At 42.3% G+C, this 15,242-nt stretch carries 12 protein-coding genes and 1 pseudogene; 2 read left to right on the top strand and 11 right to left on the bottom strand.

Annotation, left to right across the window (positions count from 1 at the left end):
* Positions 1–86 precede the first annotated feature (86 nt).
* The gene (cysK, locus tag DESGI_RS05735) at positions 87–1,052 is read right to left on the bottom strand and encodes a cysteine synthase A (RefSeq protein ID WP_435050900.1); all 966 of its coding nucleotides are present in this window, start codon (positions 1,050–1,052) and stop codon (positions 87–89) included.
* A 207-nt stretch (positions 1,053–1,259) separates the two neighbouring features.
* Between cysK and DESGI_RS23655 the strand changes: the two genes are divergently transcribed.
* Together DESGI_RS23655 and DESGI_RS05730 are read left to right on the top strand one after the other, a co-directional pair.
* On the top strand, positions 1,260–1,457 hold the full coding sequence (locus tag DESGI_RS23655; protein ID WP_083939770.1) for a DUF4258 domain-containing protein: 198 nt from the start codon (positions 1,260–1,262) through the stop codon (positions 1,455–1,457).
* A gap of 1 nt (position 1,458) precedes the next feature.
* Positions 1,459–1,704, top strand: a complete 246-nt coding sequence (locus tag DESGI_RS05730; RefSeq protein WP_006523752.1) for a type II toxin-antitoxin system MqsA family antitoxin — start codon at positions 1,459–1,461, stop codon at positions 1,702–1,704.
* Positions 1,705–2,387: 683 nt separating this feature from the next.
* On the opposite strand, the pseudogene DESGI_RS23650 reads toward DESGI_RS05730, so the two are convergent.
* From DESGI_RS23650 to DESGI_RS05685, 10 genes and pseudogenes are all read right to left on the bottom strand, one after another.
* A pseudogene (locus DESGI_RS23650) lies at positions 2,388–2,669 on the bottom strand (S16 family serine protease); the annotation flags it as partial.
* Entirely contained in the window at positions 2,629–2,814 is a 186-nt protein-coding gene (locus tag DESGI_RS05725; protein WP_006523750.1) for a hypothetical protein, read from the bottom strand. The gene DESGI_RS05725 and the pseudogene DESGI_RS23650, both read right to left, overlap by 41 nt.
* Positions 2,815–2,826: 12 nt before the next feature.
* Positions 2,827–5,349 carry a BREX-1 system phosphatase PglZ type A gene (gene pglZ / locus DESGI_RS05720; protein WP_006523749.1) on the bottom strand — a complete coding sequence of 841 codons (2,523 nt, stop codon included), beginning with the start codon at positions 5,347–5,349 and terminating at the stop codon, positions 2,827–2,829.
* Between the two features lie 89 nt (positions 5,350–5,438).
* Entirely contained in the window at positions 5,439–5,705 is a 267-nt protein-coding gene (locus tag DESGI_RS05715) for a type II toxin-antitoxin system RelE/ParE family toxin (protein WP_006523748.1), read from the bottom strand.
* A gap of 2 nt (positions 5,706–5,707) precedes the next feature.
* Positions 5,708–5,983: a type II toxin-antitoxin system RelB/DinJ family antitoxin gene (locus tag DESGI_RS05710; RefSeq protein ID WP_006523747.1), complete on the bottom strand. Its 276-nt coding sequence runs from the start codon at positions 5,981–5,983 to the stop codon at positions 5,708–5,710.
* Between the two features lie 241 nt (positions 5,984–6,224).
* Positions 6,225–9,881 carry a BREX-1 system adenine-specific DNA-methyltransferase PglX gene (pglX, locus tag DESGI_RS05705; protein WP_006523746.1) on the bottom strand — a complete coding sequence of 1,219 codons (3,657 nt, stop codon included), beginning with the start codon at positions 9,879–9,881 and terminating at the stop codon, positions 6,225–6,227.
* 13 nt (positions 9,882–9,894) lie between these two features.
* On the bottom strand, positions 9,895–13,509 hold the full coding sequence (gene brxC / locus DESGI_RS05700) for a BREX system P-loop protein BrxC (RefSeq protein ID WP_006523745.1): 3,615 nt from the start codon (positions 13,507–13,509) through the stop codon (positions 9,895–9,897).
* A 13-nt stretch (positions 13,510–13,522) separates the two neighbouring features.
* Positions 13,523–14,101 (bottom strand): DUF1788 domain-containing protein, encoded by a 579-nt coding sequence (locus tag DESGI_RS05695; protein WP_006523744.1) that lies wholly within the window; start codon positions 14,099–14,101, stop codon positions 13,523–13,525.
* Positions 14,102–14,728, bottom strand: a complete 627-nt coding sequence (locus tag DESGI_RS05690) for a DUF1819 family protein (RefSeq protein ID WP_006523743.1) — start codon at positions 14,726–14,728, stop codon at positions 14,102–14,104.
* Between the two features lie 3 nt (positions 14,729–14,731).
* Positions 14,732–14,965, bottom strand: a complete 234-nt coding sequence (locus DESGI_RS05685) for a helix-turn-helix domain-containing protein (protein WP_006523742.1) — start codon at positions 14,963–14,965, stop codon at positions 14,732–14,734.
* Positions 14,966–15,242 lie beyond the last annotated feature (277 nt).

Below are 15,242 nucleotides of genomic sequence, written 5' to 3'. Positions count from 1 at the left end.
TATTCACTTCCCTGCTGTCAAACTAGATAGGGAAAAACAATGTAATATCATTAATGGCTTATAAATACCAACGGTAAATCTCCCGTTTAAAACAGCTCCGTGGATAAATACCGCTCTCCGGTATCCGGGAAAATTACCACCACGGTGCGGCCCCGGTTCTGCTCCCGCCCGGCCAATTCCTTAGCTGCGTAGACTGCAGCCCCGGAGGAAATGCCCACTAACAGCCCCTCTTCCCGAGCCAGGCAGCGGGCCGCTTCCATAGCCTGATCACCGGTCACCTTGATGATTTCATCCAGTATAGCTACATTAAGCACCCGAGGCACAAAACCGGCTCCAATGCCCTGGATTTTATGGGGACCGGGCTTGCCGCCGGATAGTACGGGCGATTCAGCGGGCTCCACCGCCACCACCTGCAGAGCGGGATTTCTCTCCTTGAGCGTCTCGCCGATACCCGTTATAGTGCCCCCTGTGCCTACCGCAGACACCAGTACATCCACGTGCCCGGCGGTATCCCGCCAGATTTCCTCCGCTGTTGTGGCACGGTGCGCGGCAGGATTGGCCGGGTTATCAAATTGGGCAGGCATAAAAGCGCCGGGGATTTGCCGCGCCAGCTCAGCGGCCTTGGCAATGGCACCGGACATACCCTCGGCCCCGGAAGTAAGCACAACCTCGGCGCCCAGCGCCCGAAGCAGGTTTTGCCGCTCCACACTCATGGTTTCAGGCATACAAAGAATACAGCGATAGCCACGGGCGGAGCACACCATCGCCAGACCGATACCGGTATTGCCGCTGGTGGGCTCGATTACCACGCTACCGGCGGCAGCATGGGCGTTGTCATTAACACTACCTCCCCCTAACAGGCCGTTCTTTTCGGCCTGTTCAATCATACCCAGAGCCACCCGGTCTTTAATGCTACCACCGGGGTTAAAGTATTCCAATTTGGCAAGTATACGGCCGGGCAAACCGCTGCCATAGTGACTCAATTCGTAAAGAGGCGTATTACCGATTAAATGCTTTATATCATAAGCAAATGACAATATAATCACATCCATAGCCTTAATTTTACAGATACTATATAACTTTATCACTGCCGGCAAGCCTTGTCAATTAAGGCATTAAGCTATATTAATCTATTTACACAATGTATGAATTCCAAGCATCCTTCCTGCAAGGGCTGGTTGTTGATTAGTGATGATGGGCTCGCTTTTACGTACCTAGTAATGTTAACATGATAAGAAAAGCATTTTCTGTAAAACTTAATTATCTTACAATTTATTGAAGATTATCCTGAGGATCCTCGCGGAAATAGTTGCTTGGTTTTGGGGTATCTTGGACCTGGTAGACCGTTACATGCTGTTTGCGGCATGGATCCTTCGGGCACTTTAGTAATAATAACTGTATATTTCCCCGAGCCTCCAAAATGGATTAACGAACGCAATCGGGGAAAGGGGGATTAATATGGTAACCAAATGTTTTCAATGCGGAAGTTCTACTGTTAAAAAATTTATCACAGCGGAAAACTGGTGGGGAAATTCACTAGCCCTAGTTGAAAATGTACCTGCATGGGTCTGCGAAAACTGTGGAGAACAATATTTTGATGCTGAAGTAGTAAAAGAATTAGATAAAATGAAAGACAAGCAGCTTAAAGCAAAACGGTTTATTCAAGTGCCGGTATATGGTTTTGGCCAAACCGTATCTAAATAATAGTTTAGTATTTATATGGTATGTTTTATAATCAAGTGATGGCTGCCAAAACATTTAAAAAGTTACCTTATTGAGCATAAGGACATTTAAAAAAACCGCGCTATTACTTGATTTGCCCGTTCCGGCAAAGTCTAACTTGCTAGCTGGAACGCACTCGTAATGCGTAGGTCGTCGGTTCAAATCCGACCGTCGGCTCCAGTAATAGCAAGGCCTCCGGGGTTTTTCCCCGGAGGCCTTTTTGTGTTTTGGTTTACTAACTTCAAATACCTAAGATACAAGATAAGCCAACGGCCTGGTTTGAGACAACGTTTACATCATGCCGCCCATAACGTTATTTACTGTAACATTTTTAATGCTAGGTTATGACACCGCGTAAATCAAGGCTTTGTGGATATTTTTCCTATTTTTACCTGTAACATTTTTAACGTCAAAACACACCTTTTTCAAGATTGCGTTACCTTTTTGTTACCCAAGTAACAACTAAACCAGCTAGAGCTGCTCCACCCCCAAAGCTACAAAATGAGTGTTTACCGGGTTTTATTACCCGGTATTTTTCTTTTGTCCGGTAAACCAACCTCACCAGATACAGGGTCTTTCATGTCAGCCCGTGATGTCACACTGTCAGTAGCGTTAGGACTATCTGCTATTTTGAATACATATCCAGTAACTAAAACCTACCTTTATTACTCCACACCCAGCGCCTTAAACACTGCATCTTCCGGGGACTGATAAAAAATCAAATTAAACTTCCCCATTAACTCCGGCGGCACTGTCCCCATGTCGGCTGCCGATAAAATCGGTATCAACACCTTTTTAGCTCCGCTATCCAGACAGACCTGCATCATATCTGCTAACTCCTCAACCTTGGTAAGTGTACCACCTATGCTGAGATTTCCTAATATTGCAAGGCTCGAGACTGTCGGCTTATTTAGTGCTGCAGAGCACAGTGCAATAAGCGCAGCAAGGGACAAACTGCTGGACCGGGACATTGGCACCTTCCTTGATCTTTTTGGTCAGGTCTTTGCGTACAATTTTACCGGCAAAATAGGTATACAGCTTTTCCAAAAGTTTATCTTTGCCGGTGCCGATTTCCTGTTCCAGCACACTCATGCCATCACCACCCTATACGTTAAATCCAAAATCGTTGGCAAAAGCAATATCCATTACTACGCCATGACGGAAGACTTCCAAATCATTCTTTTCATCATAAGCCACCAGATAATATTTCTTGTTCTTATCATACTGTTTATTCTTAAAGTTGAATCTCAGGCGAAAGATTCTCTTTTGTGGATCAACATCCCTTTTATCTGCCACATAGATACATTCATTGGAGATCTTCTCATTGTCTTCAGAAATAAAGAAAACCCTGTAGCTGGTTGCCTTAATCACATCACTGACTGGTTCCGCTTGCATGAAATCTAAAGTAGAAATCAGATTTGTGATCTTTGGCACCACGCTGACCAGCATAATTAGCACCGGACGTGTTTCCATATGACCCTTTTTAGTTTTCACATTAATAACAGGCACAAGCATTTCCTGCGGCGAAGAACCGCCGTGCACATAGTTCTGACCACCCCCGGCTACCTTGAAAACATTTGAGCTGACCGGGAAAGATATAACTTTGCTGTCACTGTTATTAAGAATGCTGCCCACAGTTAAAGAGGCAATTCCATCACCAACCACTGCTTGTCCCGAGATGATAAAACGACGGTTGATAAGAGCTTCTAAACCCGTAACATAGGCAATCTTATCGCTTTCCTGCAGCTTATCCCGTTTATAGATAAAGCCGTGATCCGCCGTCACTATAAAATGATTGGTATTTGCACTGACAGACAGCCGCTTAATCAAAGCAAAAATTTCTTCGACGGCTTCTTCACAGGCAGTAAATACCTCGTCTTCTGTATTGGACTTATCTCCACGGGCGTCAATCTGGTTGTGGTAAATATAAACTACTTCCATACCGGTAAATATCTCTCTAAGTTCATCCTTTTTCATCGTTTTTACATCATCAAACTGCACGCACCGGCTGTTCGGGGAATAGCTTTTCAAGATCGCTTCGCGCTGCTTCAAATCATTGCAAGGCATACCATCAACCAGCACCTGGTAATCATCAGTCATGGCCAACGTTTTATGAGGAAGCAGTGCAGCCATGCCAAATCTTGTATTAGACGGCAACACGCTCAGCATGGCCGCCAATTTGGCGTTACATTTTTCGTCGTCCTGTAATTTAAGCCAAAGAGAACGCCCAACTTCATAGCGCAGGGCATCAGAAATAATAACAACCACCCGGTCCTTGCTGTAAAGGACATGCTGATTATAAAAATTCCTCTGCAATGATATTACTGTCAATATATCTTCCCTTACCAGATAAGAGTTCCATTTGGAAATAACTTCGGACAGATATTCATTAGAATAGATATTCTCAACCAAATCGCGCAGTTTTTCAAAAAGTATGTTTTCGCTTAGCTGATCATAATAGTAATAGAATTTTCGATAGTGGGTATCAATCAAGCAATCACGGGCCAGATACTGCTCCACAATGCCTTTGAAGCTATCCTGGCTATGGTAATCGGCTGCCGAAATCAGATAATAAGCATGCTCTAATAGCCAATACTGAATCTGATAGCCGGCTCCGAAATGCTTTTTGCGGCGTTCCTGACATACTGCAGGAATAGTGAGATCAGCCAGCCTGGCACCGATATCCTCATTTAATAGCCTGTCATTCACCCAGTGTATAATGAAGTTGTCCAGCACCGCAAAGGTATCACAATCAATTAGAGCCTCCGGCTGATAAGTCTCAAAAACCGTGGTTGCATTAAGTCCCTTGGAGACATAGGCCGAGATTTCATTATATTTATCCCGGTACAGTACATTGTTCATCAGGTTATCCAGGAAAGCAATGATATTGCCGGATTTATAGGAAACAAAGCTTTTCCAAGCCGGTGGCAAATCATCATGCAGATATCGTTCCGTATAGGTAACAAACATGGTCACCGCCAGCTTTTCCAGGGTCGGTTGCACATCGGTATAGCCAAACTGTTCTTCGCAATAAGACCAGAAGGCTGGGAGAAGATCGTATTTTTCAAACTCCGCCAGGAACTTATTGTCTTCAAAACCGTCATCCATGAGAACGACACGCAAAACCTCTTCGAAAGAGGACGTTCTGGTCTTGCATAGAACGCTCATCAGACCCACTTCAATGGTTTCTTTAGTAAAGTGATCAATCTCTAAATCATAGAATCTTTGCGTGCGGTTCTTGGCTCTAAAGAACTTAATATATTTTTGCATGACCGGTTTGTATTGTTCATCAAGCCCAAGGTCAACAGTGAGCAAGGAGGCCCGGTCTGCAAAGAACTGCCTGGAATAAAGCAACGTATCTTCCAAATGATTATCCCGTACGTTTGGCCGTGGGAATGGAGCATAAATCAGATAATTGGTTGTCCGATCTTGGCGTTCCAGAAAGTATTTGGTGTAGAACTGGTTGTCCGGTTCCAGGTGATAAACTTGGGCATTCACCAGTTCCAATGTATCAATATCTTCGGCAAACTCAGCTTTGTCATCATACCAAAAGACCAACTTACGGGTATCACCGGAGAACTCGGCATTGAGTTTGTCCGTAATTTGTTTTAGGTTTAGTTCGGCCATTAACGCAAGCCTCCTTTCTGCATTAGATTTTGGCCAGTATGTTGAGCTTCTTGCCATCCGTACCGGTCTGGACTTTTTCGTAATACACATTAAAACAAGTCACTGTGCGACCCCGTTCGTTCAAGGACAAGTAAACCATTACCCACTTGGTAAATAAGCAGCCAATCTGGTTGTATATGACATACCCTATGGCCTGCCCAATTACCCCTTAATGCATGATCTTTATATTTTTCTTGCAAGGGTATTTCCGCACATAATAGCATGAGAACTTCTTTTAAGAGATGAATATCCCAATTTCTCTTTTGAATGGCCTTCAGATCTTTTTTAAATCTATTAGTATATTCCGGTATCAGCATAACTAAATACCTAAATCTTTAAACATTTCTTCTGTATTATAAAATCTGCTTTTGCCGGACTTAATAATATCCTCGCCCTCTTTCATAGCAGCAACTGTTTCAGCATTGGGATCATTAAGTTTTATCGCAAAAGGTATGCTTCCCTGTCTTACAGCCTGTCGTAAAAATATATTAATTGCAGTCGTCATATTCATTCCTAACTCAGAAAATAGCTCTTCCGCTTGTTTCTTGAGTTCTACATCCATACGGATATTTAAATTAGTTGTGTCATTCGCCATTAATTACATCTCCTTTCACTTCTTTACACTCATCGTACTATGGAAGCTTTACGGGGTCAATACGCCGTCATTATTTAATGCTCGTTATTCTACATTTTTTTGAAACTAATACCCTATAAGCATTTCCCAAAAGCAGCAGCAATCCTATCACTATCGCGGTTAGCAATTGTTTTGCCCATCGCATCATTAATCCCCAGGTCGACAGTGAGCAAGGAGGCCCGGTCGCAAGCCCCTTACTACATTAGATTTTGGCCAGTACGTTGAGCTTCTGGCCATCCGTACCGGTCTGGACTTTTTCGTAATTGACCTTCACGCCATCATCCAAATCTATAGCAATACGGGCCAGCGCCAGGTGGGCGATTTTTTCATCATATTCTTTGGTTTCTTTGAGCTGCTTGACCAGCTTTTCTTTCCGTTTGGTGGCAGCTGATACTTCACGGGCATTGGGGCTGTTTTCGATGGTTTCCTGCATTCCGGCAATCTCGCTTTCATAAATACGCTGCATCCGGTGGAGATAGTCAATACGCAGTTTGCCGATGGTATCCTCATTATAGCGATGCAGATAAACCAGAGCTTTAAAGCCGTCTGCTTTGCCGCTGTCAAACAACCAGTAAATCGGCCGCTTTTGGTAAATTTTACAATGATCCTTGAAGAAGTCTTTTAGGAAGTAATTGCTGATAACGTCACGGGAAGTGTTGCCACTGTTGCCCAGGGCTTTAGCAATAAAATCTAGGTTTTCTTCCAATGTTTCTGTACCAAAGGTCTTTTTTAAGAAAGTACAAAACAAGCCTACAATATCATCCTCAAAGTACTCCCCATCGGTGATAGGAAGAATGTTATCTTTGTCTGGGATAAAGGTGCTGTATTTGCTGTCATCCCATTCGCCACCGGCATAAGCAAGGCCATTTACATCAAGGCTGTAGCGGCCAAACATACAACCAATTGCATAGGATATAAAGGAACGGATATCACGGACAAGGTCAGCTTTACGAATAGTTACATCTTTGTCCTCAACCTCAGGTGTCAGCTCATCCTGTAAACCATAGATTTCAATGAAGATTCGGTTGAGTTCTTCTTCATTTTTCTTGAGCTGATTAAACAGTGCTTCTGCACTGCTTTCCCAACTAGCAAAAGCATCTTTTATTTTGTACTTCGATTTTTCCATAGGTGCTTCAGCATAACCTGCAACTATTTTGTAAGCTATCAACGGATGTGTAACAAAATCCCACGAAGTTTCAAAGCTATCCCAATCGCATGCAGATAATTGGATGTTCTGTTTAACCAGATTATCTACATTAATATTTTTAATAATTTTATACGGTAAATTAATAAAGTCCCCCAATTTGAAGTGAAACGTTGGGTTTAAGATTCTTGCTAAATTATCAACAATATTAGTATTAAGATATCCTAACAGTGAATAATACTGAGAATCATCAACGAAAGCAGCTGCCCCAGATGAATCAAACAAAAAGCCTTCCTCATATGCCCTAAAAGAAATTGAGCCACTACTTATATCAGACCAACTAATATGCTTTTTAAAAATATATTCTAAGTTAAAATTATGCGCCCATATACGTTTACCATCAGGATGCATTTTTGTTTGCAATTCATTACCATCAGCAAGCCAATTTACTACATATTCACGATTCCCGTACCACTTTCTGGAGCTTCCTCCTTTATTATATGGAAACCATTTTAAACAAGATTGTTTTGCTTGGCTTCGCGTATGATTGAATCCTATATCTCTGCTGCTTACTTCATACCAGAGTCTCAGGTAATAATCATTATTGCCTGTTGTAAGACCCATTCTTCCCTCTGCTATTTTGGGGATATCTTTATATTCAAACGTACCAATTATATTATCACTAACCCAGTACGCAATTGGCATTCTAGAGATTTTAGAAAAGTTTTCTTGGTTAGCTGTATGCAAATTATGTTTGTCTATAAAAGCGGATTCTTTTTCCTTCTGGCTACTATAATCCACCAATCTTACATAACTACCCTGATATTTTTTTAAATGGCTATTTCGAAATACGAATGAAGTTGTCTGAACTACTTCACCGCCGATTTCTTCAAAGGCTCTTGCACCAAGATGTACCATGTTAACTATATTTTTTCGCAGTATTTTTTCTCTAAGTTTTTCAAAGCTGGAAAGGAACATCCAAGCATGCTGGGTTATCATAGCTTGATAACAGTTTTTCTTTGTTATTTGACCGCACCTTTGAATGAATACCGCAAACAAATCGCTCTTACTATCTGGATATTCTCGTTTAACAAAATCAGATAACTTTGCCCCCATGCTACTACTGCCCATATACGGCGGATTAGTCACAACAACATCATATTTATTTGCCATCACAGCCGCAATTTCAACCAGTTGGCACAGCTGTGACTGTGTATCGTTCAGCCCTACTGTATCAAAGGTCAACTGGTCATTGACGTTCCGGCTTCCAACGAATGTATTTAACAGCGTCCAATCAAGATTTTCTATATTAAGAAAAGAGCCATATTCCTTGGCATCTGTCATTGTATCTAGAAGATGCTGTATCTGCGTCAGGGCAGAATCCTTTTCAATGTCACTCATGCCCGCTCCAAAATATTGCAGATGCCCACGGTTGATGCCATTGCTTTCCTGAATCGAGTAAACATGACATTTAGTCTCACCATTCAAAATGCGCCGATGATACTGTCTGGCCTTCATCATTACTGCAAAATAAGCCAGCTGATAAGCACGATCGTCTATATCCAACCCATACAGGTTGTTCTCAATAATACTCTTGGCGGCATCACGCCGACTATAGCCATAGCTCTCATAAATCTGCATTAGCACTTCAAAAGCGTATACCAAAATATGGCCGCTGCCCATGCAGGGGTCAACTATTTTGATATCTTCCGGCTTGATTGATTTATATTCCTCCCGAATTTGTGAGAGTTGAGCCTCAACCTCGGGTTCTTGCTCTGCTTCTTCGAGATAATACTTCCATCCAAAGTAACTGCCGTTTAGATACTCATCTGACAATCCCGAAGATGCCCGCTCACGCTCCAACCAAAGACGGCCAAGGCTGTTTTCCACCATATAACGGACAATCCAATCCGGTGTAAATAGCTGAGTAGCTGTTGGGATACGTTCCTTGGTAATTTTGACATTCTTTTTAAGCAAAGCAAAGGTCTCTTCCTTGGGCTCGGTATTGTAATACTGGTACAGCCAGCCGATAATCTCGACCTGGCCTTCTTTCGCCACATTGAAGTCATCCTCGGCTATATCATGCACCAGATGATAAACCACTCCGTCCTGATCAGTGAAGGATACATTTAGCAAAAGCTCGGTGTAGTCATGGGTTTTCTCAAACAACTCCGGCAAAATGGCGTTTAGCGCGTTACATTGCTTAATAAAAAGCATACGGAAAAGCTCGTCCAACTGATTATCACTTTTCAGCTGCATAATCCGGTCTTTTTCATATGGGGTATAATCTAGCTCAGCATCCATGGGATTGGTAATTAAATCAGGTTCGACTTTATTGCTGCTTTCGGAGGACAGTACTCGAACATGCGTGGGGAGATAGTCGTTCACCTCCGTAAAACGCACCGCAATCAGCCGGTTGAACCAGGTGTAGGCTACTTCTTCAACCACATTTTGAAAGGCAGTTTTATAATCTGTCTGGCCGGCCTTCCGCTGGATTATCTCTGCCAACTTTTTGCGCTGTTCTATTTCAACACCGGTGATGGAGTAAGGTTCCCTGGTACCAATATCGAAAAACTGAACTACCTGTGTAGACTGCGGCAGGGGACTTTTAACTTCACTGTCGGTGATGCCAAGCAGTCCGGCTTTATATGTAATCTCTGCAATGAGCTTGTTTCTGGCCCATATGGCAAAATTTTTAACCGCTGTTTTATTCATTGCACTTGCTCTCCTAAAATTCAATATTTACGATGGTATCCTCTTCCAGCTCTTTTAAAATCCGTTCTTTCAGAGCAGCCATATATTTTTCAACGTCTTCGGCAGTTTCAATGCGCCAAGAAGAAGAAACGCTGATAGTTTTGATACTAATATTTTTCTTTTTCTTCATTTTAGGCTTAGGCTGAGGAACAACGATTTTGCCACCATTTTGCCCATATTTCACCCGTACGTCCTTCACACTCTGAGCTGCAAGCAATTCGTCCTTTTTGTCCATCTCATTGAGCAAACGTACTTTTAGGGCATCAGCTTCCACTTTGATATTCTGCAAAGTCGCCACATTATTACAATGAGTGGCCTTATCATGAAGTTCATCAAAAAGCTTGATGAAGCGCTCTCTGAACTCAGCCTTGTAAGTTTTGGTGTTTAAAAGTTCAAATACCCTGGCTTTGGCATCATCAATGGCTGCAATAATCGGAGCTACCATGCTTTCCAGGACACCGGCGTATGCCTCGTTAAAGTTATCCAGCAGTTCAGGGAGTTTGGGTATGTCACTGTAAGGCGCATCTTTATGCAAAATAGCTTTTACCGCAGCGACATATTCTTCAACTTTTTCATCCACAATAAAGGTCTTGCTTTCATCATAAATTTTCATTAAACGCAATGCACGTTCAAATATAGTCTTCTGTTCACCGGCAAAGAACGATTTAACAGGCTCATAATCCTCAGCAAAATCAAGGTAATCATCTTTGTCATGATTAATTTTTTGGAAGAATTCCACCGGGGACAGAATCTGGATGACCCCGCGGAGTAAACCCTTACCGGTTGCAACAGTCTTTTTACCGGGCAGATTTTGGCTGTTATACATGATTTCAAATTTCTCCAGCTCGTTGAGCATAGTCTGGCTGTAGCTTTGGAAGGAACGCATCATAGAATCATCGTCATCGTGGATACTGGATACGCCAAATAACTCCTTCATAACTTCACGAACAGCCTTTTTCTGTTTATCTGTGGCTTTTTCCCGACGTTCGACCAGCAGCTTTTCAACGTATTCTTTCTTAGTAATATAACGAACGATTTCATCCCCGGTTTTATTGAGCAGGGTAACCGTGCTGCCATTCACGGTCAATGTAATATCGCCGTTTTTGAATAGCTTGGCCACCAACCATTCCACATCATCTTCCACAAAACCGTAAGGGGCTTTCATGAAGCGATCCATTAAGCTTTTCATGGAAGTTTTCATGTGCATGGAGGAATTTCCTCCAATATAATTAAGCATGTCATTCAGGGCATGAATATTGGGTTCTGTGCCACCTTCCAGCGTCAGGGTCAGTTGTTTTGTATTATTAAACAAAGCTTTGATGTTAGCTTCACTCATTGCTACGTCAATATAAGGCAGTTTGTGATACACCGTGGCAACCAGACGGCCAAGGGCATCGTTGATTCTGACGGTGACACCTTTTGCGCCTATTGGCGCTTTGTCACCGTTGACATAAATATCTGCGTTCTTCATGGCCTCAATTAGAAATAGCTTGGCGTTTGCGCCTCTTTCCCGCATTTCCACCCGCTTGGCTTCTTTGATCTGCTCAAATTTAACCAGTGCATTATTAGAAGATGCAAATCGCAGGTATTTTTCAATTTTCAGCGCACTTGTCATTTCGTTTAAAAATGCAGCGTCATTGGGCAACACGACCAGAACTTCCCTGCCCTGTCCGGACATCAGACGCAGAGTTGTTTCCTGTGCCCCATAATCGGAATTTGGGGTCAGTACCCGCACACCAATATCGTGGTTCTGGTTGGCCTTATAATGACGGTCGTCGACAATTTGATTAAAGGCAAAACTATACCGTCCATTAAAGGCAGGATAGCGATACTTTTTACCGCTGAAAATATCTTCAAAAATCAGCTCAGAAACCTTGCCGAGAACCTCGGACATTTCCACGTGCTGGTTTTCAATTTCACGGTTGATTTCCTGTTCTTCATCCGTTAGGAAGACATAGATGTCGCCGTTCTTTTGCACCAGCATCTGGCGGACCAGAATTTTAAGAGCTTCCTCAACCTGCTTTTTCAAAGCAATGCGGTCGGTGTCAATATCAGGAATCATGAGACTGGTGATATTATCAATGTTGGCGGTAATCTCTTTGACGTATTTAATCATAAAGAGGGTTTTCAGGACGTTAACATTGAAGCAGTCAACTTCATGGTCGGGATTAATGAAGTCATTGTCCAGCGCTCTGGAGATAACCCCCTTATGGCTGTGGTCCAGGAACTGGTGCAGCGCATCGTAGAAGACATTGAAGGGAATCATGGCGCCGGACTGCTCATGCATAAGCTTCATGGCAGATTCCTTGAACAGGGCAATCATGGAGCGCTCTCCCTCGGACAAATGCTTGCCGGAAGCCCCGTGGGTTCTGATGGAGGTCAGGACACCGGCCAGCAGGTTAAATTGATAAGGCACAAAGGGGTAAACGGCAGCAAAGTCATCATCATCGGAATATAGTTTTTTCTCTACACCATCATTGAAAACTATCAGGTTTTTAATGATAGTTGCTTTTTGCTCGTAAAGCAATCTCAGTGTTTGTTCAGCAGTAGCCGTTTTAGCCAAAATTCTCTTCTTAATCACTTCATCCACGTTGGCTGATGAAAGAGACAGACGGGTATCAAAACGCCCGGTAATTTTTGAGAAATCATTGCCCTTCGTTTTGGTAACGGAATCAATATCCTGCTGGCTGGTCACTACGATCCAGACTTTACCCCGGCAAGCCGTACCCAGGTCTTCGGTAACGGTTTGCAGGTTAAGCATTAGTTTAGAATCATCTCCTATGTACTGGCCGATTTCATCCACTAAAAAGACGATGTGGTGATTATGGCCTTTGCGGTCAAGATATTCTTTGACCATTTTGGCAAAGTCTTCTATGCTAATCCGATAAGGTTCGGTTGCTTTTTCACACCAGTTTCGGGCGGCTGATTTACTCATAAAGCCCATTTCAGACAGAACATCCACAATACTATCCTGGATGAAATCAAACTTATGCCTGGATGCTTCCCATGTGCCGCCAAAATCTTTTTTAAATAGTTGCTTGAATTCTTTATAGCGATCTTTTTCAGTAAGCTGTCTTTCCAGGTCAGCCAGGAAGGGAATGGAGCCACAGAAACCCTGCATTTCATTGAACACTTTCAAAAAAACAGAGACAATGGCATCCTTATTATGTTTGCCGGTTATTTCACTCTTGGAGTCAATGTTAAACAGGATAACATCGGTAGATACACCGGCAGCCAGTTTCATGTCGGCCAGAACCATTGGATCGATTATCTTGTTGTCCTCGACAAAATAGTCCAGGGCTTTCTTACCGTTCACTTCTTTGTTCTCCAGCAGGTAGGACAAAATTTTCAAGAAGTGCGATTTACCACTTCCGAAGAAACCGGAAATCCAAACGCCCATTTTATCGGTGTAACCGTTGATGCCTTTCTTGTAGCTTCCAAAAAAATCTGCAAAGTGTTTTTGCAGTTCTCGTGTCACAACATATTCTTCCAGTTCCTGCCGGATATTTTCATCGTCGGCCTGACCGACTTTGATTACGCCTTTAATATCTCTGTCAATCCGCTTGACAAACATATCTTTAATCAGCATATCTATTCTCCTTTTAATCAACGAGCCTAAATGCTCTGTAATAATTGCCGTCTTTGATTTCTGAAAACAGGACCAATTCCTGCCCGTCATATTTGCCCGGATAGAAAAGTACCACCGGCACTCGATCGATCACCTGATGAAGGTTATTGAGAACTTTATGTGAACGGAGAAGAGGGTAGCATTTTCCTATCCCAACTAAGAAAATAACTGCATCCCCGGGCGTATGTTCTTGAATATACTGAACAATCAGGTTGTTTTCATCATTAAATTGCAGGAGATTTCCCACAGCCTTAACGACCCGTTCCAGGCCCTTTTTCTTTTCAAACTTGAAGCATTGTTCCATGAAGCCTTCCTTTTCCAAAAGGTCGATAATAATATCATAAAGGTCATAAACAACAAGCTCGAATCCATCGGTACCTTTAGCGTTTTTGGCTTTCATGTATGCAATTCGTTCCCTGACCATTAGTTCTTTGTCCGCAGGGTAATCGAAGACATAATAGCCAACTTCATTGCCAAGCCCTTTGTTTTGCCGAAAACTCTCAGTTTTAATCTTGCGTTCCGCTCCATCAAGTTTTTCTTCCAAACTGCGCATTTATCTCACTCCCGTCAACGCATGGAGCGTTATTTCCATACGATTTGCCAGCAGGCAGTTTTCCAACGATTTATCCAAGATTGGTTTCAAGATTTTTCTATTTCCGATTGCCCGGTTTATGATACCGGCTTCCATAAGCATTGTCTTATAGCAAGTGCTCAAACGTTTTAAAGTGTAGTCCGTCCAGCTGGCCACTTTCTCACTTTGCAATTGCTTGTTTTTGAAAAAAATACTAAAGTCTCTGTCAGTCAATTCATTGTCACCGATAATCAATTTTTCACGGTAGACTTCGTATATAAAATCAAAAAATAAACTGTCGCTCTGCATCACAGCTGTCAGAACAATTATTTTTTGATTTGCGATATCACATCGCTCAAATAATTGATAAAAAGACTTGTCTATGTTTTTTACACGAGAAGACACCGCATTGAATATTTGAATTGCCCTTGCCTGTGTCGGGGCTGAGAAGATATTTTCTTCTAAATTCAAAGTCTTGATTTCATTTAATGTTTTGCCGCTGTTAAGCAGGTTGACCACCTTGCGAAACTCGGCAAACCAGAAGGATCGCTTCACTGCTCCTGCGCTGTATTCTTTTCTCGTCATGTCTCCTTCACCAATGTTTTCCATATATTATCCTTTAGGATTTGCTGTTTTATACTCAGGGCTTTCTACTATCTCAACAATATCGCCAAAGTCACAATTCAATTGGCGGCAAATCTTTACTAAAACTGCCATCGAAACGAATTCGTTATTTGATAACTTTGTTAAGGTGTTAGGACTGATGCCGGTCATTTTTCGAAGCTCAGTTTTTTTAATGCCTTTATCTATCAACAACTTAAATAATTTGTTGTAGCATACCTCCATAAGCTTACACCTCTAATTTTTTTATATAGAAATCCTACGTTATTATTATAGCACATTACTCTTCCATTTATAGTCAATATGTATAATAATTTGAGATTTTCTCGCATATTCTGTGAAGCAAATCGGAACCTACAGCCCAAACCAATCCAAAAGACGATCTTTTGATTCTTTAATTTCTTGGGATAAAAAAATAAGGTACAACCGCAGCTATACCATTGCCCTGATCTACAAAAAGTTTGATAACTATGTTAAAGTAGTGCTGATACTGGCAGGTTTA

This window comes from Desulfoscipio gibsoniae DSM 7213, from assembly GCF_000233715.2.
Taxonomy (GTDB): Bacteria; Bacillota; Desulfotomaculia; order Desulfotomaculales; family Desulfallaceae; genus Sporotomaculum; species Sporotomaculum gibsoniae.
Note: the sequence above shows the minus strand (reverse complement) of the source record. Positions and strands in the feature narration are given on the sequence as shown.

Coding starts and splice junctions, on each gene's coding strand:
- cysK (WP_435050900.1), bottom strand. CDS start 1,052: ATGGATGTGATTATATTGTCATTTGCTTATGATATAAAGCATTTAATC.
- DESGI_RS05730 (WP_006523752.1), top strand. CDS start 1,459: ATGGTAACCAAATGTTTTCAATGCGGAAGTTCTACTGTTAAAAAATTT.
- DESGI_RS05725 (WP_006523750.1), bottom strand. CDS start 2,814: ATGAGTGTGCTGGAACAGGAAATCGGCACCGGCAAAGATAAACTTTTG.
- pglZ (WP_006523749.1), bottom strand. CDS start 5,349: ATGGCCGAACTAAACCTAAAACAAATTACGGACAAACTCAATGCCGAG.
- DESGI_RS05715 (WP_006523748.1), bottom strand. CDS start 5,705: ATGCTGATACCGGAATATACTAATAGATTTAAAAAAGATCTGAAGGCC.
- DESGI_RS05710 (WP_006523747.1), bottom strand. CDS start 5,983: ATGGCGAATGACACAACTAATTTAAATATCCGTATGGATGTAGAACTC.
- pglX (WP_006523746.1), bottom strand. CDS start 9,881: ATGAATAAAACAGCGGTTAAAAATTTTGCCATATGGGCCAGAAACAAG.
- brxC (WP_006523745.1), bottom strand. CDS start 13,509: ATGCTGATTAAAGATATGTTTGTCAAGCGGATTGACAGAGATATTAAA.
- DESGI_RS05695 (WP_006523744.1), bottom strand. CDS start 14,101: ATGCGCAGTTTGGAAGAAAAACTTGATGGAGCGGAACGCAAGATTAAA.
- DESGI_RS05690 (WP_006523743.1), bottom strand. CDS start 14,728: ATGGAAAACATTGGTGAAGGAGACATGACGAGAAAAGAATACAGCGCA.
- DESGI_RS05685 (WP_006523742.1), bottom strand. CDS start 14,965: ATGGAGGTATGCTACAACAAATTATTTAAGTTGTTGATAGATAAAGGC.